Annotated in this window: 21 protein-coding genes; 7 read left to right on the forward strand and 14 right to left on the reverse strand. The window is 67.5% G+C overall.

All coding sequences use genetic code 11. From position 1 onward, the window contains the following. Window positions 1–138: 138 nt before the first annotated feature. Together WT60_RS20120 and WT60_RS20125 are read right to left on the reverse strand one after the other, a co-directional pair. Window positions 139–1,611, reverse strand: a complete 1,473-nt coding sequence (locus WT60_RS20120) for an NAD-dependent succinate-semialdehyde dehydrogenase (RefSeq protein ID WP_038754606.1) — start codon at window positions 1,609–1,611, stop codon at window positions 139–141. A gap of 56 nt (window positions 1,612–1,667) precedes the next feature. After that, window positions 1,668–2,813: a tartrate dehydrogenase gene (locus WT60_RS20125; protein ID WP_269434505.1), complete on the reverse strand. Its 1,146-nt coding sequence runs from the start codon at window positions 2,811–2,813 to the stop codon at window positions 1,668–1,670. Window positions 2,814–2,927: 114 nt separating this feature from the next. Between WT60_RS20125 and WT60_RS20130 the strand changes: the two genes are divergently transcribed. From WT60_RS20130 to WT60_RS20145, 4 genes are all read left to right on the forward strand, one after another. Next, the gene (locus WT60_RS20130; protein WP_038754599.1) at window positions 2,928–3,845 is read left to right on the forward strand and encodes a LysR substrate-binding domain-containing protein; all 918 of its coding nucleotides are present in this window, start codon (window positions 2,928–2,930) and stop codon (window positions 3,843–3,845) included. A 596-nt stretch (window positions 3,846–4,441) separates the two neighbouring features. Beyond that, entirely contained in the window at window positions 4,442–5,119 is a 678-nt protein-coding gene (locus tag WT60_RS20135) for an isoprenylcysteine carboxylmethyltransferase family protein (protein WP_059645641.1), read from the forward strand. A gap of 139 nt (window positions 5,120–5,258) precedes the next feature. Next, window positions 5,259–5,885, forward strand: a complete 627-nt coding sequence (locus WT60_RS20140; RefSeq protein WP_060355738.1) for a glutathione S-transferase family protein — start codon at window positions 5,259–5,261, stop codon at window positions 5,883–5,885. A 64-nt stretch (window positions 5,886–5,949) separates the two neighbouring features. Beyond that, window positions 5,950–6,798, forward strand: coding sequence for a PhzF family phenazine biosynthesis protein (locus WT60_RS20145; RefSeq protein ID WP_082745150.1), 849 nt, complete (start codon window positions 5,950–5,952; stop codon window positions 6,796–6,798). A 219-nt stretch (window positions 6,799–7,017) separates the two neighbouring features. On the opposite strand, the gene WT60_RS20150 is transcribed toward WT60_RS20145, so the two are convergent. From WT60_RS20150 to WT60_RS20185, 8 genes are all read right to left on the reverse strand, one after another. Continuing rightward, window positions 7,018–7,509 carry a winged helix-turn-helix transcriptional regulator gene (locus WT60_RS20150; protein WP_038754627.1) on the reverse strand — a complete coding sequence of 164 codons (492 nt, stop codon included), beginning with the start codon at window positions 7,507–7,509 and terminating at the stop codon, window positions 7,018–7,020. Window positions 7,510–7,649: 140 nt separating this feature from the next. After that, window positions 7,650–9,050 (reverse strand): aminotransferase class III-fold pyridoxal phosphate-dependent enzyme, encoded by a 1,401-nt coding sequence (locus WT60_RS20155; RefSeq protein WP_038754590.1) that lies wholly within the window; start codon window positions 9,048–9,050, stop codon window positions 7,650–7,652. A gap of 518 nt (window positions 9,051–9,568) precedes the next feature. Then, window positions 9,569–10,495, reverse strand: a complete 927-nt coding sequence (locus tag WT60_RS20160; protein ID WP_059645635.1) for a glyoxylate/hydroxypyruvate reductase A — start codon at window positions 10,493–10,495, stop codon at window positions 9,569–9,571. Window positions 10,496–10,527: 32 nt separating this feature from the next. Further along, on the reverse strand, window positions 10,528–11,388 hold the full coding sequence (locus WT60_RS20165; protein ID WP_060355739.1) for a GNAT family N-acetyltransferase: 861 nt from the start codon (window positions 11,386–11,388) through the stop codon (window positions 10,528–10,530). A gap of 190 nt (window positions 11,389–11,578) precedes the next feature. Further along, window positions 11,579–12,043 carry a hypothetical protein gene (locus tag WT60_RS20170; protein ID WP_059578409.1) on the reverse strand — a complete coding sequence of 155 codons (465 nt, stop codon included), beginning with the start codon at window positions 12,041–12,043 and terminating at the stop codon, window positions 11,579–11,581. Between the two features lie 64 nt (window positions 12,044–12,107). Next, on the reverse strand, window positions 12,108–13,358 hold the full coding sequence (locus WT60_RS20175) for a patatin-like phospholipase family protein (protein WP_060355740.1): 1,251 nt from the start codon (window positions 13,356–13,358) through the stop codon (window positions 12,108–12,110). Beyond that, window positions 13,355–14,140, reverse strand: coding sequence for a 3-hydroxybutyrate dehydrogenase (locus WT60_RS20180; protein WP_060820302.1), 786 nt, complete (start codon window positions 14,138–14,140; stop codon window positions 13,355–13,357). Before WT60_RS20180 ends, WT60_RS20175 begins: the two co-directional genes overlap by 4 nt. A 46-nt stretch (window positions 14,141–14,186) precedes the next feature. Beyond that, window positions 14,187–14,927 (reverse strand): acetoacetate decarboxylase, encoded by a 741-nt coding sequence (locus WT60_RS20185; RefSeq protein WP_038754918.1) that lies wholly within the window; start codon window positions 14,925–14,927, stop codon window positions 14,187–14,189. 475 nt (window positions 14,928–15,402) lie between these two features. Here WT60_RS20185 and WT60_RS20190 point away from each other — a divergent pair, with 475 nt between their 5' ends. Continuing rightward, complete coding sequence (locus WT60_RS20190) at window positions 15,403–15,999, forward strand: undecaprenyl-diphosphatase (protein ID WP_038754915.1); 597 nt, start codon at window positions 15,403–15,405, stop codon at window positions 15,997–15,999. 22 nt (window positions 16,000–16,021) lie between these two features. On the opposite strand, the gene WT60_RS20195 is transcribed toward WT60_RS20190, so the two are convergent. After that, the gene (locus WT60_RS20195) at window positions 16,022–16,258 is read right to left on the reverse strand and encodes a hypothetical protein (protein WP_038754914.1); all 237 of its coding nucleotides are present in this window, start codon (window positions 16,256–16,258) and stop codon (window positions 16,022–16,024) included. 362 nt (window positions 16,259–16,620) lie between these two features. Between WT60_RS20195 and WT60_RS33825 the strand changes: the two genes are divergently transcribed. Beyond that, entirely contained in the window at window positions 16,621–16,854 is a 234-nt protein-coding gene (locus tag WT60_RS33825; protein ID WP_145986832.1) for a hypothetical protein, read from the forward strand. A 229-nt stretch (window positions 16,855–17,083) separates the two neighbouring features. Here WT60_RS33825 and WT60_RS20205 read toward each other — a convergent pair whose 3' ends face one another. Both WT60_RS20205 and WT60_RS20210 read right to left on the reverse strand, forming a co-directional pair. Beyond that, window positions 17,084–17,911, reverse strand: a complete 828-nt coding sequence (locus WT60_RS20205; RefSeq protein ID WP_038754911.1) for a siderophore-interacting protein — start codon at window positions 17,909–17,911, stop codon at window positions 17,084–17,086. A 38-nt stretch (window positions 17,912–17,949) separates the two neighbouring features. Beyond that, window positions 17,950–18,654 carry a PadR family transcriptional regulator gene (locus tag WT60_RS20210; RefSeq protein ID WP_038754909.1) on the reverse strand — a complete coding sequence of 235 codons (705 nt, stop codon included), beginning with the start codon at window positions 18,652–18,654 and terminating at the stop codon, window positions 17,950–17,952. 211 nt (window positions 18,655–18,865) lie between these two features. Here WT60_RS20210 and WT60_RS20215 point away from each other — a divergent pair, with 211 nt between their 5' ends. After that, window positions 18,866–19,261 carry a hypothetical protein gene (locus WT60_RS20215; RefSeq protein ID WP_145986833.1) on the forward strand — a complete coding sequence of 132 codons (396 nt, stop codon included), beginning with the start codon at window positions 18,866–18,868 and terminating at the stop codon, window positions 19,259–19,261. A gap of 406 nt (window positions 19,262–19,667) precedes the next feature. Here WT60_RS20215 and WT60_RS20225 read toward each other — a convergent pair whose 3' ends face one another. Further along, on the reverse strand, window positions 19,668–21,593 hold the full coding sequence (locus WT60_RS20225) for a kelch repeat-containing protein (protein ID WP_145986834.1): 1,926 nt from the start codon (window positions 21,591–21,593) through the stop codon (window positions 19,668–19,670). Window positions 21,594–21,874 lie beyond the last annotated feature (281 nt).

The following is a 21,874-nucleotide window of genomic DNA, read 5'->3' on the forward strand; positions in this document are numbered from 1 at the left end:
GAGCTTTTTCGGGAGTCGATGAAAATGTCGCGGCGGATCACGTGCGCGCGCGATCGCGAACCTGGCCGGCGCCGCGCATACGACGCCGTTCGGTGAGCGATTTCATGCGTGCGCGCGCACGTTTCATCGTGAAAGGCGTCAATCGAGATTGCCTTCGCACAGATACTTGATCGCGAGATAGTCGTCGAGCCCGTAGCGCGATCCTTCGCGGCCGTAGCCCGATTCCTTGACGCCGCCGAACGGCGCGGCCTCGCTCGCGAGCGCACCTTCGTTGACACCGACGACGCCGGCCTCGAGCCGCGACGACACGCGCGCGATCCGCCGCACGTTCTGCGTGTAGAAGTAGGCGGCGAGGCCGTACGGCGTGTCGTTCGCCGCGGCGATGGCTTCGTCTTCGGTCGAGAATCGGAACAACGCAACTACCGGTCCGAACGTCTCCTCGCCGCAAAGCTGCATGCCGGGCGCGGCGTCGGCGAGCACGGTCGGCGCATAGAAGTGCGGGCCGATCTCGGCGAGACGCCGGCCGCCCGTCAGCACGCGCGCGCCGCGCGTCACCGCGTCGTCGACGTGGCGCGCGATCTTGTCGACCGCGCGCGCGTTGATCATCGGGCCGATCTGCGCGGCGGAATCGGTCGCCGGCGCGACGCGCAGCGCGCCCACCCGCTCGGCGACGCGCGCCGCGAACGCGTCGTACACGCCTTCCTGCACGTACACGCGATTCGGACACACGCAGGTCTGCCCGCCGTTGCGGAATTTCGCGGCCATCAGGCCGCCGACGGCCGCGTCGAGATCGGCGTCGTCGAACACGATGAACGGCGCGTTGCCGCCGAGTTCGAGCGACAGCTTCTTCAGCGTCGCCGCCGATTCGCGCGCGAGGAACTTGCCGACGGGCGTCGAGCCGGTGAACGTGATCTTGCGCACGCGCGAATCGGCGAGCCAGTCGCCGACCGCTTCGACGCCGCGCTCGCGCGACGCCGAGATCATGTTCAGCACGCCGGGCGGCACGCCGGCTTCCATCGCGAGGAACGCGAGCGCGAGCGCGGTGAGCGGCGTGTCCTCCGCCGGCTTCGCGACGACCGTGCAGCCCGCCGCGAGCGCCGGCGCGATCTTGCGCGCGATCATCGCGAGCGGAAAGTTCCACGGCGTGATCGCCGCGACGATGCCGATCGGCTCCTTCACCACGCTCATCCGCTTGCCGTGGTGCTGCTGCGGGATGACGTCGCCGTACGCTCGCGTCGCTTCCTCGGCGAACCACTGCACGTACGACGCGCCGTACGCGACTTCGCCGAGCGCCTCGGCGAGCGGCTTGCCTTGCTCGCGCGACATCAGGCGCGCGAGGTCTTCGGTGTGCCAGACGATCGCCGCGTGCCACGCGCGCAGGATCGCGGCGCGTTCGCGCGCGGGCGTCGCGCGCCACGCGGGCAGCGCGCGGGCGGCGGCGTCGGTGGCGGCCCGCGCGTCGTCGGCGCCGCTGTCGGCGGCTTCGGAGATCACGTCGAGCGCGGCCGGATCGGACACGGCATAGCGGCTGCCCGACGCGGCGGGGCGCCATTCGCCGTCGATCAGGTTGCCGGTGCGGAGGAGTTCGGTGCGGGACAGCGTGAGCGGCATGGTGCGAATCCTGACGAAACGATGCGGTTGAAACGGCGCGCGGCGATCGAAGGCGATCAGCCGAGCAGGTGCGCGACGATCGCGTCGCCGACTTCGCTCGTCGACGCCTGGCCGCCCAGGTCGCGCGTGCGCGGGCCGTGCTTCAGCACGTGCTCGATCGCGGCGACGATCGCGTCGTGCGCTTCGCGGGCGCGGCCGGCGCCTTCGCCGAGGAAGTCGATCATCATCGCGGCCGACCAGATCATCGCGATCGGATTCGCGACGTGCTTGCCCGCGATGTCCGGCGCGGAGCCGTGCACCGGCTCGAACAGCGACGGAAAGTTGCGCTCCGGGTTCAGGTTCGCAGACGGCGCGATGCCGATCGTGCCGGTGCACGCGGGGCCGAGGTCGGACAGGATGTCGCCGAACAGATTCGACGCGACGACGACGTCGAAGCGGTCCGGCTGCATCACGAAGCGGGCGCACAGGATGTCGATGTGCTGCTTGTCCCACGCGATGTCCGGATAGTGCGCGGCCATCTCGGCGGCGCGCGCGTCCCACCACGGCATGCTGATCGCGATGCCGTTGCTCTTCGTCGCGACGGTGAGCCGCTTCGCGCGGCGCCGCGCGAGCTCGAACGCGAACTTCATCACGCGCTCGGTGCCGAGCCGCGTGAACACCGCCTGCTGGACGGCGAATTCGCGGTCGGTGCCCTCGAACATCACGCCGCCGACGGCCGAATACTCGCCTTCCGTGTTCTCGCGGACGATCATGAAATCGATGTCGCCCGCCTTGCGGCCGGCGAGCGGGCACGGCACGCCGTCGAACAGGCGCGCGGGGCGCAGGTTCACGTACTGGTCGAATTCGCGGCGGAATTTCAGCAGCGACCCCCACAGCGAGACGTGATCGGGCACAGTGTCGGGCCATCCGACCGCGCCGAACAGCAGCGCGTCCATGCTGGAAAGTTGCGTTTTCCAGTCGTCCGGCATCATCTGGCCGTGCTTCGCGTAGTACTCGCAGCTCGCCCATTCGATCGGCTGGTATTCGAAGCGCAAGCCGAAGCGGCGGCTCACCGCGTCGAGCGCGCGCAGCCCTTCGGGCATCACTTCCACGCCGATTCCGTCGCCGGGGATGACGGCGATCTTGTACGCCTTGTCGTTCATGCTGGATTCCTCGTCTCGTGTCGAGCCGCGCGCGTCGGCTGGGCCGGGCGCGGGCGGCATGGGCGGTGTGACGGGCGCGGTCGCTCGGGACGCGCGCCGTCGTCGATTTACGCATTCTATTTATTTCTGGAAGGATTAAAATCGGCCATCCGGTTAATCGACTTTCCACGCATCGTGAATAATTCGCCGAATCTCGACGACCTGCGCGTGTTCAGCATCGTCGTGCGGCTCGCGAGCTTCAGCGCGGCCGCCGAGCAGCTCGCGGTGTCGCCGGCGTATGTCAGCAAGCGCGTCGCGCTGCTCGAAAAGCAGCTCGGCACGCGGCTTTTGCACCGCTCGACGCGCCGCGTCGGGGTGACGGAGGCGGGCGAGCGCGTCTACGCATGGACCGAGAAGATCCTCGACGACGTCGACCATCTCGTCGAGGACGTCTCGACGACCCGCAGCGTCCCGCGCGGCACGCTGCGGATTTCGAGCAGCTTCGGCTTTGGCCGGCACGTGCTCGCGCCCGCACTGCTCGAGTTCAACGAGCGCTATCCGCAGCTCAACGTGCGGCTCGATCTGTTCGACCGGCTCATCGACGTCGTGGGCGAAGGCTTCGATCTCGACATCCGGATCGGCGACGAGATCGCCGATCACCTGATCGCGAAGCGGCTCGCGACGAATTACCGGGTGCTGTGCGCTTCGCCTGCGTATCTCGCGCGATACGGCATGCCGCGCCAGCTCGCGGATCTCGCCGCGCATCAATGCCTCGCGATCAAGGAGCGCGATCATCCGTTCGGCGTATGGCGGCTCACGGTGCGAGGCGAGACATCGACGGTGAAGGTGGGCGGCGCGCTGTCGACGAATCACGGCGAGGTTGCCGTGCAGTGGGCGCTCGCCGGCCGCGGGATCGTGCTGCGCTCGATCTGGGAAGCGGGGCCGCTGCTCGCGAGCGGCGCGCTCAAGCGCGTGCTGCCCGACGCGATCCAGCCGGCGAACGTGTGGGCGGTCTATCCGGCGCGGCTTGCGGCGTCGGCGAAGGTGCGCGTGTGCGTGGATTTTCTCGCGGACGCGTTCGCGCACCTGAACGAGCGCGCGAACGGCGGATAATCGTCCGGCGAACGGCGAACGGCGAACGGCGAACGGCGAACGGCGAACCGCGAACCGCGAACCGCGAACCGCGAACCGCCAACCGCGAACCGCGAACCGCGAACCGCCAACCGCGAACCGCCAACCGCCAACCGCCAACCGCCAACCGCCAACCGCCAACCGCCAACCGTGCATGGAATGCGGCGAGAGCCGAGCGTCGTCGGCCGGCGCGCAGTGATCGGCGGACAACGAACCCCGATTTTTGATCGACAGTCGGGGCTCGGTTTGAAATCACTGACAGTTCCGCAACTAACGGGCCATTTCGTCCGTACGCGACATCGACGCGCAAATCAAAGCGCGTTGTACGATGTATGCGCACGACGCACGACGCACGACGCACGACGCACGACGCACGACGCACGACGCACGACGCACGACGCACGACGCACGACGCACGACGCATGGTGCATGCTTGCGCGCATGGCGGACGCAGGCGTACGGCTGGACGGCTGGACGACGGATGCGCATGATCGACGACGCAAACCGCAAACCGCAAACCATACGAAACACACCGACCCGCCCATCGACATCCCCCGCCCCAAAAGGAGGCCCCCGCAATGGACTCGCTGTCGAAGCGCGCGCTCGGCGCGCAGGCGCGTTTCGTCGCGATGCTCGCCGTGCTGATCTTCGCGCCGGCGGGCTCGCTGCGCTACTGGCAGGGCTGGATCTACTGGCTCGTGTTCTCCGGCTCGACGACCGTGCTCACCCTCTATTTCCTCAAGCGCGATCCGGCGCTCGTCGAGAGCCGGATGCGCGTCGGCGTGCGCGCCGAGCGCGAGCTCAGCCAGAAGATCATTCTCGGCGTCGTCAGCGTCGCGAGCGTCGGGCTCGTCGTCGCGATGGGCGCTGAATGGCGCGTCGCGCGCACGCCCGTCGATTGGGGCGCGGTCGCGCTCGGCAACGCGCTCGTGATCGCGGGCTTCGCGATCTGCTTCGCCGTGCTGCGCGAGAACCGCTTCGCGTCGAGCATCGTCGAGGTGAAGCAGGAGCAGACGGTGATCTCGTCCGGCCCGTATCGCTTCGTCCGGCACCCGATGTATACCGGCGCAATGGTGATATTTTTCGGGAGCCCGATCGCCGCCCAGTCGGCCTGGGCCTGGCCGTTCGCCGCAGTGCTCGCGGCGGGCGTCGTCGCGCGGCTCGTCGACGAGGAACGCTACCTGAGCGTGCACCTCGACGGCTATCGCGCGTATTGCGAACGCGTGCGCTGGCGGCTTTTGCCGCGCGTCTGGTGACGGGTGGCGCGGCGTCGCCGCGAGAGCGCCGGCACGCGGCGGGCAGGCGCATCGGTCGATACGCAGCGAACCGTACCTGTCGGCGTCGCGCTCGCACTTCTACAATCGTCCGAATCATCGTCGAACGAGGTGGTCCGTGATGCTGAAAGTGCTCGGCAAGGCGCCGTCGATCAACGTCCGCAAGGTGATGTGGACGTGCGCCGAATTGCAGCTCGGGTTCGAACGCGAAGACTGGGGTGCGGGATTCCGGTCGACGCAGACGCCCGAATTCCTCGCGCTGAACCCGAACGGCCTCGTGCCGGTGCTCGTGGACGGCGATTTCGTGCTCTGGGAATCGAACGCGATCATCCGCTATCTGGCGAACCGGTACGGCGGCGCGCATTTGTATCCGGCCGAGCCGCACGCGCGGGCGCGCGTCGATCAATGGCTCGACTGGCAGACGACCGCGCTGAACCGCGCGTGGAGCTACGCGTTCTTCGCGATCGTGCGCAACGAGCCGAGCCATCGGGATCAGGGCCAGATCCGCGCGTCGTGCGAGAGCTGGACGCGGCACATGGCGATCCTGAACGCGCGGCTCGACGCGACGGGCGCGTACGTCGCCGGCTCCGACTACACGCTCGCCGACGTCGCGATCGGCTTGTCGGTCAACCGGTGGCTGCGCACGCCGTTCGACGACAAGCCCGATTTCGCGGTGGTGTCCGCGTATTTCGCGCGGCTCGCCGCGCGAGCGGGCTTCGCCGAGCATTGCGCCAACGGTTTGCCGTGAGCGTCGGCGCCGCCGTGAGCTCACCTTCGATCCACCGATCGCCAAGACCCGAACGAAGAACGCGATGAACGCAGCGAACACGGCAAGCGCGCATGCCGATCGCGCGGCCGACCGGCCGATCTCGGCGCCCATCTATCAAGTCGACGCGTTCGCGAATCGCCGTTTCGCGGGCAATCCCGCGGCCGTCGTGCTGCTCGATCGCTTTCCCGACGACGCGACGATGCAGGCGATCGCGGCGGAGAACAATCTGGCGGAAACGGCGTTCGCCGTGCCGCACGCGTCCGGCTATCGACTGCGCTGGTTCACGCCGCGCATCGAGGTGCCGCTTTGCGGGCACGCGACGCTCGCGAGCGCCGCCGTCGTGATGGAGCGGGTCGAGCCCGCGCGCGAGCGCGTCGTGTTCGACACGGCGAGCGGGCCGTTGACCGTCGAACGCACGCCGGACGGCTACCGGATGGATTTCCCCGCCCGCCCGACCGCGCCGAGCGACGCGCGTGCGCATGCACGGCTCGCCGACGCGCTCGGCGCAGGCGCGCTCGAAGACGTGCATGCGAACGCGCACGTGTATCTGGCGCGGCTCGCGAGCGCGCAGGCGGTGCGCGCGCTGAATCCGGACATGGCCGCGCTTGCGGCGCTGGATCGCAGCGGCGTGATCGTGACGGCCGCGGACGGCGGCGACTACGATTTCGTCAGCCGCTATTTCGCGCCGGCGAAGGGCGTGCCGGAAGATCCGGTGACGGGCAGCGCGCATTGCGCGCTCGCGCCGTACTGGGCGGCGCGGCTCGGCAAGACCGCGTTTCGCGCGCATCAGGCGTCGCCGCGCGGCGGCGACGTGCGCTGCCGGCTGAACGGCGAGCGCGTCGAGCTCGAAGGATCGTGCGTGTTCTATCTCGAGGGGCGCGTGACGTTCTGACGAACGGCGGCGGCGCGGATGCGAATGCCGCTGCCGTTCGGTCCGACGGCTTGAGACAACCACCGCCGCCGCGCGTCCGGCGAGCGCGCCGACGGCTGCTTCAGCCCGCTTCGGCGCGCTTTCTGCCCAAAGGTGAGATTTTTCGGGAGCCGCCGCGAAGGCGTCCGAAACCGGCCGCCCGCTCTCCCATGTCGCCCGCGAAACGGGCGTTCCGCCGCGTCAATGCCGATCGGCGAACAGCGCTTCGAGCGGATAGTGCCGCTTCACGAACGGCGATTTGATGATCACGTAGCTGAAGTACTTTTCGATGCCGATGTTCCGTTCGAGCAGCCCTTCGATGATCGTCTGATAGTGGCTCACGCTGCGCGTGACGAATTTCAGCAGATAGTCGTACCCGCCGCTCGCGAGGTGGCATTCGACGATCTCGTCGACGTTGCGGATCGCCGCGACGAAGCGGTCGAAGTCCTCGCGGCGGTGGTCGGCGAGCGTGACTTCGGTGAACACGATCTGCACGTCGCCGAGCTTTTCGAGCTGAATGTCCGCGCCGTAGCCGGCGATGTAACCCGCTTTCTCCAGGCGCTTGACCCGTATCAGGCACGGGCTCGGCGACAGGCCGACCGCATCCGCCAACTCCACGTTGGTGATGCGGCCGCGCTTTTGCAGCTGCGCGAGTATCCGCAGATCGATCTTGTCCAGCTTGCAGTCGCCCATCATCACGGCGTCGGAAGAATGAAGAGTAAACGTACGGTTACTTTACGGTCACAAAATTGCGGCCACAAGGCAGCGTTTTCCCACGTGTCCGCCGGGCTCCGGATTCCCGGCGTGGCTTCCCGGCTTGACGTGGGAGCGCGTCACGCGGCTCGCGCGTGCGCTGCGTCGAGCGCGCGCCGCACGTCGGTTTGCGCGGACACTTCGTCGAGCGTCGCGCGCAGCCGCGCGAACAGCAAGTCGAAATCGTCCGCCGTGTAGCTGAGCGCGGGCGCGAAGCCGAGGATGCCGTCGCCGAACGCGCGGAACACGACGCGGTTGCGGTACGCCGCCGCCGCGATCCGCTCGGGCAGATTGAGCGACGGATCGAAGCGCGCCTTGCTCGCCTTGTCGGCGACGAGCTCGAGCGCGCCGAGCAGCCCGCGCGAACGCGCGTCGCCGACGAGCGGATGCGCGCGCAGCGCGTCGAGCTCGCGCGCGAAGCGCGGCGCATGCGCGATGCCGTTTTCGAGCAGCCCGCCTTCGTGATAGAGGCGCAGCACTTCGAGCGCGATCGCCGCGCTCACCGGGTGCGCGGAATACGTGTGGCCGTGGCCGATCGCGGCGTCGGCGGCGCCGCCGTCGGCGATTCCCCGATAGATCTCGTCGGACATCAGCACCGCGCCCATCGGCGCGTAGCCCGCCGTCAGCCCCTTCGCGACGGTCATCAGATCGGGCTCGACGCCCTCGGCCTCGCACGCGAAGAGCGGGCCGGTGCGGCCGAAGCCGGTGATGACTTCGTCGGCGACGAACAGGATGCCGAGCCGCGAGCACGCGTCGCGCATCGCCTTGAGCCAGCCGAAGGGCGGCACGATCACGCCGCCCGAGCCTTGCACCGGCTCGCAGAAGAACGCGGCGACGCGCTCGGCCCCCAGCTCGGCGACTTTCGCCTCGAGCGCCGCGACCGACGCGGCGATCAGCGCCGCATCGTCGTGGCCTGCCGGATGGCGGTATGCGTACGGCGATTCGATGTGATGCTGGGTCGGCTGCGGCACGTCGAAGTGGCGATGGAACGTCGCGAGCGCGGTGAGCCCGGCTCCGATCGACGACGAGCCGTGATAGCCGCGCTCGAGCGCGATCACGTGCTTCTTCTGCGGACGGCCCGTCGCGTTGAAGTAATGCGTGATGAAGCGCAGCGCCGAATCGACGGCGTCCGAGCCGCCGAGCGTGAAGTAGACGCGTGCGAGCGACTTCGGCGCGAGCGCGGTCAGCTTCTCGGCGAGCTCGATCGCGGGCGCGGAGCCGAAGTGGAAATACGCGGTCGCATACGGCAGGCGCGCCATCTGCTCGGCCGCGGCCTTGACGATGCTGTCGCGGCCATAGCCGACGTTCACGCACCAGAGGCCGGAGAACGCGTCGAGGAGTTCGTTGCCTTCGGCGTCGCGCAGGAACACGCCGTCGGCGGAATCGAGCACGGTGACGCCGCGCGCCTCGTGCGCGCGGTAGCTGACGACGGGATGGATCAGATGCCGACGATCGGCTTCGATCAGCGATGGAATGATCATGGCGGTGCAGGCTCTCGTTCGAACAGGACGTGTGAGGCCATGCTACCGATCGGACGATTTACGCGCGCGTCCAATTGCGGCGCGCAAGCGTACGGATGCGGCGTTTCGACGGGGCGGGACGGCATTTTCTGCTGCGTCGGGCGCGGCGGATTCCGTGCGTTCGGGAACGGCGCGCCGCGTGCGGGCGCGGGCTGTTTCGGCCGCATGGCGTGTCGCCGTGGATCGTGCGCGCCGGCGTGCGCGTTTGGGGCGCGTGAATGTCGGATTGGCTGATGATGCGTGGTGCCGAATTCGAACGCGGTGTTTCCAGTCACGCACGCGCGCGTTGCTTCGCACGCGATGGGGAAGGTACGGTGTCTTTGTCTTTGTCTTTGTCTTTGCTTCTGCGCATGCAAGTGCAAGCGCAAGTGCAAGTGCAAGCGCGCACGAACACGCGCCGAGCCCCATCGCCGCGCATCGCGCCCGGCAAGCGCTCATCGGCCCCGCCCGATATCCGCCGACAACCGCCCGACAACCGCCTAATAGCCGCGCGCGCGATCGACGACGCCCACCATCGGCTCCCCCGCGCGATGCCGCGCGAGATTCGCGAGCACCGCGTCGACCGCCGTGTCGGGCCGCGTCGCGCTCGCGATGTGCGGCGTGATCCGGATGCGCGGATGCGTCCAGAAAGGGTGTCCCGCCGGCAGCGGCTCCGGGTCCGTCACGTCGACGATCGCGCTGTCGAGCTTGCCCGATGAGAGCGAGTCGAGGAGCGCCGCTTCGACGAGCTGCGGGCCGCGGCCGACGTGGATCAGCGACGCGCCGTCCGGCAGCGCGTCGAACAACGGCATGTCGAGCAGCCCGCGCGTTTCGGGCGTGAGCGGCAGCAGGCACACGAGGATGTCCGAGCGCGCGAGCAGCGCGGCGAGCCCCGTTTCGCCCGCGTAGCAGTCGACGCCCTCCAGCGTGCGCGGCGAGCGGCTCCAGCCCGCGCACGGAAAGCCGAAGCGGCGCAGCGCGTCGAGCACCGCCTGCCCGAGCATGCCGAGGCCGAGCACGCCGACGCGCCGCGACGCGGCGGCGCGCACCGGCTTCGCTCGCCACACCTGCATGCGCTGCAGCGCCGCGTAGTCGAACATGTCGCGATGAATCGTCAGCACGGCCTGCATCACGTATTCGACCATCCCCTCGACGATCCCCGGCTCGATCATCCTCACGACCGGGACGTGCGCGGGCACGCAGGACAGATCGAACTGATCGACGCCCGCGCCGACCGAGAACACGACTTCGAGATTCGGCATCAGCCGCAGCGGAGCGTCGGGCGGCTGCCACGCGGCCAGATAGCGGACGGCGGACGGATCGCCGATGTCGGGCCACAGACGGAACGGGACATCAGGCGCTTTTTCCGCGAAAAGGCGCGCCCACTGCGCGCCGCGCGCCGGATCGGCCTTGTAGACGAAGGTCATCGCATGAAGTGGGCGATCGCGGCCGAGCGCAATCAGCCGAGCGCCTGATTGACGATCGCGAACTGCCGCAGCGCAGGATCGCGCTCGGGCACCGCGCCGCGCACCATCGCGACGACCGAGTCGACGCGCCGCAGCCCGAGCTCTTCGAGCCAGCCGGACAGGCCGCTGTCGCCGGGCACGTCGATCCGCACGAACATGCCGGCGTGCAGCGCGAGCCAGTGGCTGATCAGCGCCTGCGCGCGCAGCGTGTCCGGCGCGATCACCGGCCCGATCGCGTGGCCGCGGCCGAAGCGGCGGAACAGCGCGAAGCCGAGCAGCTCGCCGTCGCGATCGAGCGCGATGCCGCTCGCGACATCGAGCAACGCGTCGATCACGGCGCTGCGGTCGTAGCCGCACGCGCGCGATGCGAGCGCGCCGAGGCGCGCCGTGTCGTTGACGCCGATCGGACGCAGGCGCTCGCCGGGCGGCAGCGAAATCAGCGGCGGATGAAACGCGGCGCCCTGGTGCTGCTCGGTGATGCCGGTCGGCTTGAAGCCGAACTTCGCGTAGAGCGGCTTGCCGGCGGGCGTCGCGTGCAGGAACAGCGTGCGCTCGCCGAGATCGTCGACGATCCGCGCGAGCAGCTCGCGGCCGATGCCGCGGCCCTGCTGGTCCGGCGCGACGATCACCATGCCGAGCGACGCGTGCTCGCGGCCGTAGCGCCAGCCGAGCGCGGTGCCGATCACGCCGCTGCCGTCTTGCGCGACGAAGCCGCTGCCGAGCTTCGCGACGAAGCGCCAGTCGTCGACGCGATGCGGCCACTGAAAGCAACTGGACAGGCGCTGGGCAGTGTCGATGTCGTCCTGGGTAAACGGGCGAAAGGCGAGCGTGCGGGAGGCGTTGGTTTCGGCCACGCTGAACTCCGGTTCGAAAGTCTGACGCCGCTACTGTGGCAGGCGCGCCGGCGGGCGGATAGGACGATCCGCTTGTTTTCGGCGGCGCGGGCGCGTTCGCTCCGCGGATTGCCGATACGGCGATTTCGACCCCGATTGCGCGCTCCGTGCGGCGACGATCGACCGCCGGCCGTCGCGCGCGGCCGGCCCGTTACAGACGCTGCCGCTTCGCGAGCGTCAGCACGCGCGCCCAGCGCTGCGCGTCGCGCTTGTCGTCCATCGGCAGCTTCCACTCGGCGCGCCGCTCGTCGCGCACGGCGACGACGAGATACCAGCGGCCGTCGAGCGTCTGCGCGCGGCAGCCGCTCAGATCGGTGAGCGTGTAGCGGCCGGCGTCGCCGTCCTGCGACAGCCACAGCAGCCCCTTCGTCGCCGATATGCGCAGATCGCCCCATGCGCGCTGCAGCACGTGGGTCCAGCCGTCTTCTCGCGCGTTCGGCGCGACGTCGCGCCGCCGCCGGGCCCAGTGCGCGACCGCCGCCGCGATCGCGGCGGTCGCGACGACGGCGGCGCCGATCGCCATGGCGTCGCCGAAGCGCGCGGCGATCGCATGAAACGTGTAGACCGCGCCCCAGATCAAGGCGGCGAGCGCGAACAGGACGATGAAAATCGGCATGGCGAAGCGGCGAGCGAGAAAACGAAAGACGCGGCCGGCGCGCGCCGGCCGCGAGCGGGGAGCCTCACCGAATCCGGTGAATGTCGTGCGTGACGAAGCCTGCGTCGTTGTCCGGCAGCGCAAGGCCGTTCTTCACGGCGAGCGTCTTGCGGATGTCCGCGAGGCCCGCGGACCAGTGGTCGCGCATCGTCGACGCGCCGAACTGATAGTCCTTGTAGTGCTGCTCGTACGCCTTCTGCTGATAGATCAGATGCTGGACGTTGTAGCGCTTGCCGCACGACAGCGTCTCGGCCTGCTGGCACCACGGATCGTTCTTGCGCATTTCCTCGGGCACCTGATCGAGCACGCGGCGCAGTACGTTGCGAAAGCGCTGCTCGCGCTGCAGCGTGTCGGTGATGAGGCGCGTGCGGCTCGAATACTGAACGTCCTTCGTGCGCTCGGTCACGTCGTTCATCGATTCGGGCAGCGGCCCGCGCGCGCTCCACAGGTCGACCTGGAACGCGAGCGTGTCGCGTCGCGGCGACGCGCGCAGCACTTCCATCAGCGGCGTGTTCGACACGATGCCGCCGTCCCAGTAGAACTCGCCGTCGATCTCGACGGGCGGAAACGCGGGCGGCAGCGCGCCCGACGCCATGAAATGCTCGGGGCGCAGCGTCGTCTTCGCGTTGTCGAAGTAGATGAAGTTGCCCGTACCGACGTTCACCGCGCCGACCGACACGCGCGTCTCGCCCGAATTGATCCGCTCGAAGTCGCACAGCTTCAGGAGCGTCGAGCGCAGCGCGGACGTGTCGTAATAGCTGACCTTTTCCGGCGGATGCGTCGAGCCCGGCAGCGGCGGCGGGAAGCGCGGCACGAAGAAGCCGCGCTGTCCCTGCACGACCGCGCTCGCCGCCTGGCTCGCGGTGAAGAACGTGCGCACGTATTCGTGGCTGTTGAAGAGCGCGGATTCGAACATGGCCGGCAGCGCGGGGAAGAACGCGGGCTGGCAGATCGTGTTCCAGAACTCGCGCAGCCGCTCGACGCGCCGTTCGGGCGGATTGCCCGCGATCAGCGCCGTGTTCAGCGCGCCGATCGAGATGCCGGCGATCCAGTTGAGCGGAATGCCCGCTTCGTGCAGCCCTTCGAACACGCCCGCTTGATACGCGCCGAGCGCGCCGCCGCCTTGCAGCACGAGCGCGATCGTTTCGTACGGCAAATCATGGAACGGCGTGTGCGTGTGCGCGTGCTCTTGCTCGAGCGCATTCGGCACGCTTGCTTCGTTGTGCAGATCCGCCGGATCGACGGCCTGCTTTTCGGTGCGGGCGCGCGGCTTCATTGCATGAACCAGCCGTGGCTGACGACAAACGACTGGCCGGTGAGCGCCGCGCTCGGGAACGCCGACAGAAACAGCACCGTCTTCGCGACGTCCTCGACGGTCGTGAACACCCCGTCGACCGTCTGCCCGAGCATCACCTTCTTCACCACTTCCTCCTCGCTGATCCCGAGCTCTTTCGCCTGCTCCGGAATCTGCTTGTCGACGAGCGGCGTGCGCACGAAGCCCGGACACACCACGTGCGAGCGCACGTTGTGCTTCGCGCCTTCCTTCGCCAGCACGCGCGCAAGCCCCAGCAGCCCGTGCTTCGCCGTCACGTACGCCGACTTCAGCGGCGACGCCTCGTGCGAATGCACCGAGCCCATATAGATCACGACGCCGCCGCGATCGTCCCGGTACATGTGCTTGAGCGCGGCCTTCGTCGTGAGGAACGCGCCGTCGACGTGAATCGCCTGCATTTTCTTCCAGTCGGCGAACGCGTAGTTCTCGATCGGATTGACGATCTGGATGCCCGCGTTCGACACCAGAATGTCGACCGAGCCGAACGTCTCGGCAACCTTGTCGATGCCGGCGTTGACCGCGTCCTCGTTGGTCACGTCCATCGCGACGCCGATCGCCTTGCCGCCCGCCTGCTTGATCTGCTCGGCCACCGCGTTCGCGCCGTCCTGATTCAGATCGGCGATCGCGACCGCCGCGCCCGCACGCGCGAGCTCCAGCGCGATTTCCTTGCCGATGCCGCTTGCCGCGCCCGTCACGACTGCAGTTTTGCCATTCAGATTGCTCATGATCGAATTCCTGTCGAGAAAGAAGTAGGGAAGGATGCGGCTCGCGTCACTGCGCGAGGTAATCGTAGACGACTTCGCCGAGGCCGAGCGTCAAATCGGCGAGCAGGTGCCGCGCCTCGACGATCTCGAGCACCGGCAGATCGGCGACGGGCGCGAGCGCGTGCGGCGCGAGCTGCAGCGACGCGGGGCCCGTCCATGCGCCTTTCATCTTGATGTCCTGCAGGTAGTAGCGCACGAGCTCGCACACGCGCGCCGAGCCGTCGACGTGCGGAATGATCTTCAGCAGGAAGTTCGCGCCCGCGAGGCGTTTCGCCTGCTCTTCGAGATCGAGCTCCCGATGCTTGTAGCCCATCGTGCCCGTCGCGACGCGCACGGGGCCGTAGTCGAGCGTGCCGAGCAGCGTGTCGATGTGCGTCTCGAGCGTCGGCTGCGCGAGTTTCTTCGGGAATCCCCACAATTCGCGGCCGCCCGCGATCGGCGGGTGATCGTTCAGATACATCGCGAGCGTGTAGCCGCCCGGCTGGCCGTTGTACTCGACGGGGATCACCTGGCCGCTCTCGGTGTAATCGCCGAAGCCCGTCGAATCCGGCATGCGGATGAATTCGTAATGGACGAGCGGCTCCTTCACTTCGAGCGGCTCGGGCACGATTTCGCGGAGGCGGTCGATATCGGTGCGGTAGGTAATGATCAGGAATTCCCGATTGACGAAACGGTAGGGGCCCATCGGAAACGCGGGGCTCGTGAGCGGCATCGCGAATGCATTCGATCGGACTTGGCTGGGCTTCATGCGGACTCCTTGTTGATCGCTTCGTGGTCGGGGTGCCGATATCGTATGCCTCTGCGAATCGATTGTGCGATGCCGCAAATGGAAAAGATTATTGCGGAAATCGCGGCAACGAAATGACAAATATTGACAGTGTTGCGGCGGCAGTAACGAACGCGTATCGGCGGGCGAGGAAGACGGTTCGCTCCCGGTTCCGCTCCGGCGAAAGGTGAGGCTTTTCGGGGGCAATGGTGAGCATTTACGGGGCCCGTGAAACGGGTGTGAACGTCGGCCCGATGCAGCGTGTCGCGACGCGCGGCGCGTTCGATTGAACTTTTGGGGAGCGACCGTTCTCGAAGAATTGCGTTGTAGAATTTTCGATTTTCCTTTCGATCTCGATCTTGCGGCGCTTCGGGTTAAGCCTTCCTTAAGCGTGCGCGTCCTAGCATCGTGCGGACCGGTGACCCGGCGTCGTTCGATTCGCTACCGTTTCAACCCCATGCAAAACTTCAATCTCGCTGTTTTTTCCGCGCTCAATGCGGGTTCTGCGCCGCATCTCGCCGCCGTTCGCTTCGGCGTGTTCGCCGCCGACTGGCTCGTCTACGCGGTGCCCGCGCTGCTGCTGCTGACCTGGGTGATGGGCGCGCGTGCGACGCGTCGCCAGGCGATCGAAGCGGGCGTCGGCGCATGCGTCGCGCTCGCGCTCGCGCAGGTGATCGGCCACTTCTGGTATTCGCCGCGGCCGTTCGCGCTCGGCATCGGCACGCAATTGATTCCGCATGCGCCCGACGGTTCGTTCCCGAGCGATCACGCGACCTTCGTCTGCAGCGTCGCGGCGGGCCTGCTCGTCGCCGGCGCGACGCGCGCGGCGGGCGTCGTGCTCGCCGTCATCGCGGCGGTGGTCGGCTGGGGGCGCATCTATGTCGGCGTGCACTGGCCGCTCGACATCGCGGGCGGCGCGCTCGTCGGAACCGCCGGTGCGCTCGCCGCGCATCTGTACGGCCGCCCGGTGACGGCGCTGCTCGAGCGCGTCGGCGAATCGGTGCACGCTGTCGCGTTCACGCGATTGCACGAGCGCTCGATCCGCGTCGATTGACGACAATCGACGGGAATCCGAACTAACCGGGCGCTCTCGTTTGGGCGGCGTCGTTCGCCGAGCCGGACTCGACATCGGCGCCGCCGTGCAGTTCGACGTTCTCGTTGTGCATCTGGCGCGCGGCTTCGCGATCGAGCGCGCTGTCCTTGAGGATCGCGCACATCGCGACGAACAGCGCGATCGCGATCGCGCCGAGCCCGCAATAGCCGACGATTCTGAGGGTTCTCGGGATGCTTGCGTGGGTGTGGCGGCGAGTCATGGTGGTCGCGTATCCGGGTGACGACGCGCGAATCGCGCGATCTTTTCCTTTTGTCATTCGACGCGCGCAGGCGCCGCGACGCGTCGTGCTTGTCTCGATATCCGGCCACGGCGGCGCGGGCCGCTCTGTGCCCCATGAAATACGCCGTTGTGTGCCGCGATGGCTTCGCCGCACGGGCCGCATGCCGTCGAGATAGGTATAGAACACCGGCGGCGCGGATGCAACTCCGTGCGTGTAGAGACGCGATTGCGCCGATGTCCGCGCACCGAAAGGCGATCGACGGAATGCAAACGCGTGCGCGCCGGCGGATGCCGGTGCGGCATTCATCTGCGGGAAATCGGCCGCGAAACGAACGAAATGGCTTGATCGACGCCAATCGGGCGCGCCGGGATGTGCGGCACGGTTTGGCGGCGCGATGCGGACGGGTTCGAACCGCGCGGTTGCATGATTCAGTTCGAACGAAAAGCGTGCGCCGCGATCGGCGCATGGCGAGCGCCGCCAAGCGCGGCTATTTCGGGATAGGCCGGCGCGGCGGCGGCGATGCGGATGCGATGCAGTTCATACGAAAACGCGACGCGATGACCTGCGCCGCGTGAGGGCGTTTTCCGCCGTCGGCGGTCGCATGCGTGCGCGCATGCCGTCGCGCCGATCGATGCGTGGCGCGATGATTCAGGCGTGACAAGAGAGGCGTGCGTGTCGGCAACGAACGCCGCGCGCTTCGAGCGCATGCGCTCGAAGCGGGTGTGGCGCTGGCATGCGATGCGCGTCGCTACACCGTTGTCGCGAGTCGAACGCGTGCGCCGCGTTTTAGGCTCGCTTGGCGCATCAGTCTTCGAGCGATTCGTGCACCGCAACCGCGCCGTGCTTCCAGTAAGCGGACGCGCGAATCCGCGATTTCGCGACGCCGCGCTCGCGGCACAGGTGCTCGCGCACGCCGCGCATCGCGGCCGCTTCGCCGGCCGCCCACACGTAGCCGTCGCCGGCCGGCAGCGGCAGTTCCCGCAACGCGTCGACCAACCGGCTCGCGCCTCGCTCGCCATTCGCCGCATCGTCGCGATGACGCCACATCACGTACAGGTTCGCCTCGGTCGCGAATTCGATCTGCGCCGACGGATCGGCCACTTCCAGCACCGCGGCGACGCGCGTCCCGGCCGGCAATTCCTCGAGTCGCCGTGCGACGGCGGGCAGCGCGGTGTCGTCGCCGATCAGCAGATGCCAGTCGAAATCCTTCGGGATCACGAATGAACCGCGCGGACCGCCGATGCCGAGCGTCTGTCCGACGCGCGCCTGCGCGGCCCATTGCGACGCGGGCCCCGGATGATGCAGCACGAAATCGAGATCGAGCTCGCGCGCGGCGCGATCGTATCGGCGCGGCGTGAAATCGCGCGCGACGGGGCGCGGCTTGTCTTCGGGAAACACGATGCCGTTCGGGCCGAATTCGGGGCGTGCGGGCGCGTCTTCGCCGGGCGGCGGGAAGAAGACCTTCACGTGATCGTCGAACGACGCCGATTCGAAATCGTCGAGTTCGTCGCCCGTCAGCGTCACGCGCATCAAATGCGGCGTCACCTTGGCAACGCGCTTGACCTGCAACAGGCGGAATTTCAGCGTATGGCGCACGCGAACGACGGCGCGCTCGGTAGTCGGTTGGGTCATATCGATTGGTTCTCCTTGATAAACCGGACGCGGCGCGATCAGCCCTCGGTCCGGCCTTCGATGTCGGCGACGGCGCGCCGCAGGATCGCCGCAATGCGGCGCTGCTCGTCGGCGTCGGCGCCGCTTTTGCGAAAGAGCGCTTGCTTGAGCGCCATCCGCGCGTCGACGAATTCCGGCAGCCAGCCGTGCGTGTCGTCTTCGGCGGCGGGCGTTTCGCCGGCGAATGCGCGGCGCATGAACTCCATTTTGCGGCCGAGATGCGCGAGCTTCGCGAACAGCAGGTCGACGCGCTCGCGCTGCGCGTCGAGATGCGCGCGGCCCGCATCGGCGAGCGCGTAGCGCTTGCGGTTGCCTTCGGCCTGCACGGTCACGTAGCCGAGCTCTTCGAGGTACGTGAGCGCCGGATACACCATGCCGGGGCTCGGCGCGTAGAAGCCGCTCGAGCGCGTGTCGAGCGCCTTGATCAGCTCGTAGCCGTGGCTCGGCTGTTCGGCGAGCAGCGCGAGCAGCAGCAACTGCAGGTCGTCGGCGCTGAATTGACGGCCGCGCGGCATCGCATCGTCCCCGCCGAAGCCGCTGAAACCGCCCGGGCCGCCGCCGAAGCCGCCGAATGGACCGAAGCCGTGCCGGCCGCCGCCGCGGCGATGGCCGCCGATCATGTGGCGGAACATCTCGAGCGGACCGGGGCCGGACGAGGCATGCATGCCGCAATCGCGGCGCGAAAACAGGTGAGCGTGGCGCATCGCCGTCTCCTTTACGTCTTTAGATGTATCGAAAGATATATATCGAAAGATATAAAGTCAACGGGATTTTATGGGGGCGGATGGTGAGGCCGATCAGAGGTTCTTTGGGGCCGGCGTGCAAAGGAAGGCGGCTTCTTCGTGGCATTCGACGAGAGCTGTCGAATTATTGAATCGATCGCCTTTCGCCTGGTTTGAGCGCGCGATCCTCAACATGGTGACCTACCAAGGCGTGGCGGACATTGCCGGGAAGTCGGCTTCCGCAACCAACATGCGCATCATCATCGCGATCTTGCCGCTGGTGCCGGCGTTGCTGAGCTTCGTGTTCGCGAGCGAGACGCTGACGGTCGGGGCGTCGGTGGGCGGCCTCCTGTCGATCATCGGGCCGGTTGTGCTGACCGGCCATGGTGATCCCGCGAGCTTGCTCCAAAGCGGGATTCGCACGGGGGATGCCTTGATGCTCGTGGCGAAGATTGCGCATGCCACGTGCGTCGTGCCGCCGAGACGCCGGGCCTGCCGCTGCCCATCTGGCAATCGCTCGCCGTGCAGGCCGGGTTTGCCGTCATGCCCCCTTTGCCGTGGTATCGGCTCGCGCCTTCGTCGCCAATGACCTTCGAGAAGCTGTCGCCGGTGCTGTATGCGGCGCTTGCGGTGTCGATCCTCGCGCCGTCTCCGTGGATGACGGGCGTGCGCCTGAGCGCTCCACGCCGAGCCAGCCGCTTCATGAATTTCCTGCCCGTATTCGTGACGCTTACGCCTTGCTGCTGCTCGGCGAGCCGCTGTAGCGCCGCCATCGTGTTGGAGGGGGCATGGCGCTGGCTGGCGTGTGGCTGCGGCAGGCGATAAAGCAGCCGCCGTATCGGGTGCGATCCAGATGCGTGCAATGAGAAAGTCGCCGGCATGGCGGGCTTGGCGCGTACCCGTGGCCTCACGCAAGAATGCCTCGCGCGCACGATGTGCCGTACGATCGCTGTCCTAATCAATGGCACGTCGTCCGCAGCGCTTGTTTCGTTGCGTCAGGGCATATATGCCTCTGTCGAAGAAAGGGCGCCGAGGAAGCCGGCGACGCTGCCGTGCCCGCCCTCGACAAGCACTCGGCCGTCAGACAACAGCGTTGCGGCGTAGACGGCGCGGCCCTGATTCATACTGGCAACCGCCGTCCACGTATCGTTGTTCGGGTCGTAAATCTCGGCAGAAGACAGGGCGTTGCCTCGCCCGCCCGCCACCAGCACTTTGCCGTTGGACAGCAGCGTCGCAGTGTGTGCGCTGCGCGCCTGATTCATGCTGGCGGCGCTCGTCCATCCGTTACTGACGGGATCGTATATTTTTGTCGTCGACAGTGCGCTGCCGCTGCCGTCCACGCCGCCGGCGATCAGCACCTTGCCGTTGGGCAACAGCGTTGCGGTATGTGCGCTGCGCACGTCTGTGGTGGTGACGGCAGCGACGGCGGGCGTCCACGTATCGCTGGCGGGATCGTACACTTCGCCGGAAAACAGGATGCCGGCTCCGCCCGCCACCAGCACCTTGCCGTTGGGCAGCAGCGTCGCGGTATGTGCGCGGCGCGCCTGATTCATGCTGGCGGCGCTCGTCCATCCGTTACTGACGGGATCGTATATTCTTGCCGAGGCCAGTGCGTTGCCGAAGTCGTCCACGCCGCCGGCGATCAGCACCTTGCCGTTGGGCAACAGCGTTGCGGTATGTGCGCTGCGCACGTCTGTGGTGGTGACGGCAGCGACGACGGGCGTCCACGTATCGCTGGCGGGATCGTACACTTCGCCGGAAAACAGGATGCCGGCTCCGCCCGCGGCCAGCACCTTGCCGTTGGGCAGCAGTGTCGCGGTGTGCGCGCTGCGCGCTTGAGTCATGCCTGCGCCGGCCGCCCACGTGTTGCTCGCCGGATCGTACAACTCCGTTGACGACAATGGGACGCCCAAGTTGTTGGCGCCGCCCGTAACGAGCACTTTGCCGTTGGGTAGCAGCGTTGCGGTGTGGGCGTAACGCGCCTGAGTCAGATCATCGACGGATAGCCACTGTCCGGTGGCGGTAACGGTGATTGCAACCTGCGCCGTCACGCTGCCCGCGCTGTTGCTGGCGGTGACGGCATAGGCTGTTTGGGGCTGCGCGTTTTGAGGGGTGCCGCTGATCACCCCGGTCTGTGCGTCGACGCTCAAGCCGGCCGGCAGGGCTGGCGACACCGAATACGCGGTCGCGGCGCCGCCCGCGAGTTCCGGGACGTCCTGCGCAATCACGCGCCCGGCCACGTACACCGGCGCCGGGTCCGAATACGTCAAACTCGTCGGCGGGGCAGTCTGAGCCTGTACTTGGATGTTGACCTGCGCTTGCGCGCTTCCCGCGCTATTGCTGCCGGTGATGGTGTAGTTCGCCGGCGCGGTCACGGCGGCCGGCGTGCCGCTGATGACGCCCGTCTGCGGGGCCAGCGTCAGACCCGCCGGCAGCGCGGGCTCGACGGCGTACTGCGTGATCTCGCCACCCGAAGTCGTCGGCGTATTCGGGCTGATCTGTACGCCGGTCATATAGATGACCGGATTGTCCGGATAGCTGAGGCTGTCCGGTGCCGCGATGCCGTCCTCCACTTCGATTTGCACACGCGCCGTCACGCTGCCGGCGCTGTTGCTGCCCGTGACGACGTAAATCGTCACGGGGGCGACGATGGACGGGGTGCCGGCGATCACGCCGGTTGCGGGATCGAGAGCAAGCCCGCTGGGCAGCGCGGGCGATACGCCGTACTTCGTGATGGAGCCGCCGCTGCTGTGCGGCGAATTGGGAATGATCGGCGTCCCCTTGTCGTAGACGACCACCGGAACGCTGTAATTCAGGCCGGCGGGCGGTCGGGCAGTTGAATCGAGATCGCTGCCGCTGCACGCAGCAAGAAATGCCATCAGCAGCAGAGCCAGCACATGAAGGGCGTTTCCACGGGTCATGATTGCCTCGCGCCAAAGGAATCGGCTACTGATTCGGGTTCCTGGACAACTCGTGAAAGATTATTAACAATGCCAAGAAACATCAATAAAATTGTTGACTGCAATGGTATGATCAATTGACGTCGTGACGCATGAATCGTCGTTGCACGATCGATCGTTATTGTCAAAATGTTTTCGAGCATCGCCTTTAATTGATCTTGTTTATCGCTGGGCGATGCGCACTCGTTTAATCAGCCTGGCCATGCGGTGAAAGGGATGTGCGCCGCGTCGGATCAAATGGT

Source organism: Burkholderia sp. MSMB617WGS, assembly GCF_001532025.2.
GTDB lineage: Bacteria > Pseudomonadota > Gammaproteobacteria > Burkholderiales > Burkholderiaceae > Burkholderia > Burkholderia savannae.

Excerpts from the sequence above, each read along its gene's own strand:
- WT60_RS20120 (WP_038754606.1), bottom strand. The coding sequence starts at position 1,611 with ATGCCGCTCACGCTGTCCCGCACCGAACTCCTCCGCACCGGCAACCTG.
- WT60_RS20125 (WP_269434505.1), bottom strand. The coding sequence starts at position 2,813 with ATGCCGCCCGCGCCCGGCCCAGCCGACGCGCGCGGCTCGACACGAGAC.
- WT60_RS20135 (WP_059645641.1), top strand. The coding sequence starts at position 4,442 with ATGGACTCGCTGTCGAAGCGCGCGCTCGGCGCGCAGGCGCGTTTCGTC.
- WT60_RS20140 (WP_060355738.1), top strand. The coding sequence starts at position 5,259 with ATGCTGAAAGTGCTCGGCAAGGCGCCGTCGATCAACGTCCGCAAGGTG.
- WT60_RS20145 (WP_082745150.1), top strand. The coding sequence starts at position 5,950 with ATGAACGCAGCGAACACGGCAAGCGCGCATGCCGATCGCGCGGCCGAC.
- WT60_RS20150 (WP_038754627.1), bottom strand. The coding sequence starts at position 7,509 with ATGGGCGACTGCAAGCTGGACAAGATCGATCTGCGGATACTCGCGCAG.
- WT60_RS20155 (WP_038754590.1), bottom strand. The coding sequence starts at position 9,050 with ATGATCATTCCATCGCTGATCGAAGCCGATCGTCGGCATCTGATCCAT.
- WT60_RS20160 (WP_059645635.1), bottom strand. The coding sequence starts at position 10,495 with ATGACCTTCGTCTACAAGGCCGATCCGGCGCGCGGCGCGCAGTGGGCG.
- WT60_RS20170 (WP_059578409.1), bottom strand. The coding sequence starts at position 12,043 with ATGCCGATTTTCATCGTCCTGTTCGCGCTCGCCGCCTTGATCTGGGGC.
- WT60_RS20175 (WP_060355740.1), bottom strand. The coding sequence starts at position 13,358 with ATGAAGCCGCGCGCCCGCACCGAAAAGCAGGCCGTCGATCCGGCGGAT.
- WT60_RS20180 (WP_060820302.1), bottom strand. The coding sequence starts at position 14,140 with ATGAGCAATCTGAATGGCAAAACTGCAGTCGTGACGGGCGCGGCAAGC.
- WT60_RS20185 (WP_038754918.1), bottom strand. The coding sequence starts at position 14,927 with ATGAAGCCCAGCCAAGTCCGATCGAATGCATTCGCGATGCCGCTCACG.
- WT60_RS20190 (WP_038754915.1), top strand. The coding sequence starts at position 15,403 with ATGCAAAACTTCAATCTCGCTGTTTTTTCCGCGCTCAATGCGGGTTCT.
- WT60_RS20195 (WP_038754914.1), bottom strand. The coding sequence starts at position 16,258 with ATGACTCGCCGCCACACCCACGCAAGCATCCCGAGAACCCTCAGAATC.
- WT60_RS20205 (WP_038754911.1), bottom strand. The coding sequence starts at position 17,911 with ATGACCCAACCGACTACCGAGCGCGCCGTCGTTCGCGTGCGCCATACG.
- WT60_RS20210 (WP_038754909.1), bottom strand. The coding sequence starts at position 18,654 with ATGCGCCACGCTCACCTGTTTTCGCGCCGCGATTGCGGCATGCATGCC.
- WT60_RS20215 (WP_145986833.1), top strand. The coding sequence starts at position 18,866 with ATGGTGACCTACCAAGGCGTGGCGGACATTGCCGGGAAGTCGGCTTCC.
- WT60_RS20225 (WP_145986834.1), bottom strand. The coding sequence starts at position 21,593 with ATGACCCGTGGAAACGCCCTTCATGTGCTGGCTCTGCTGCTGATGGCA.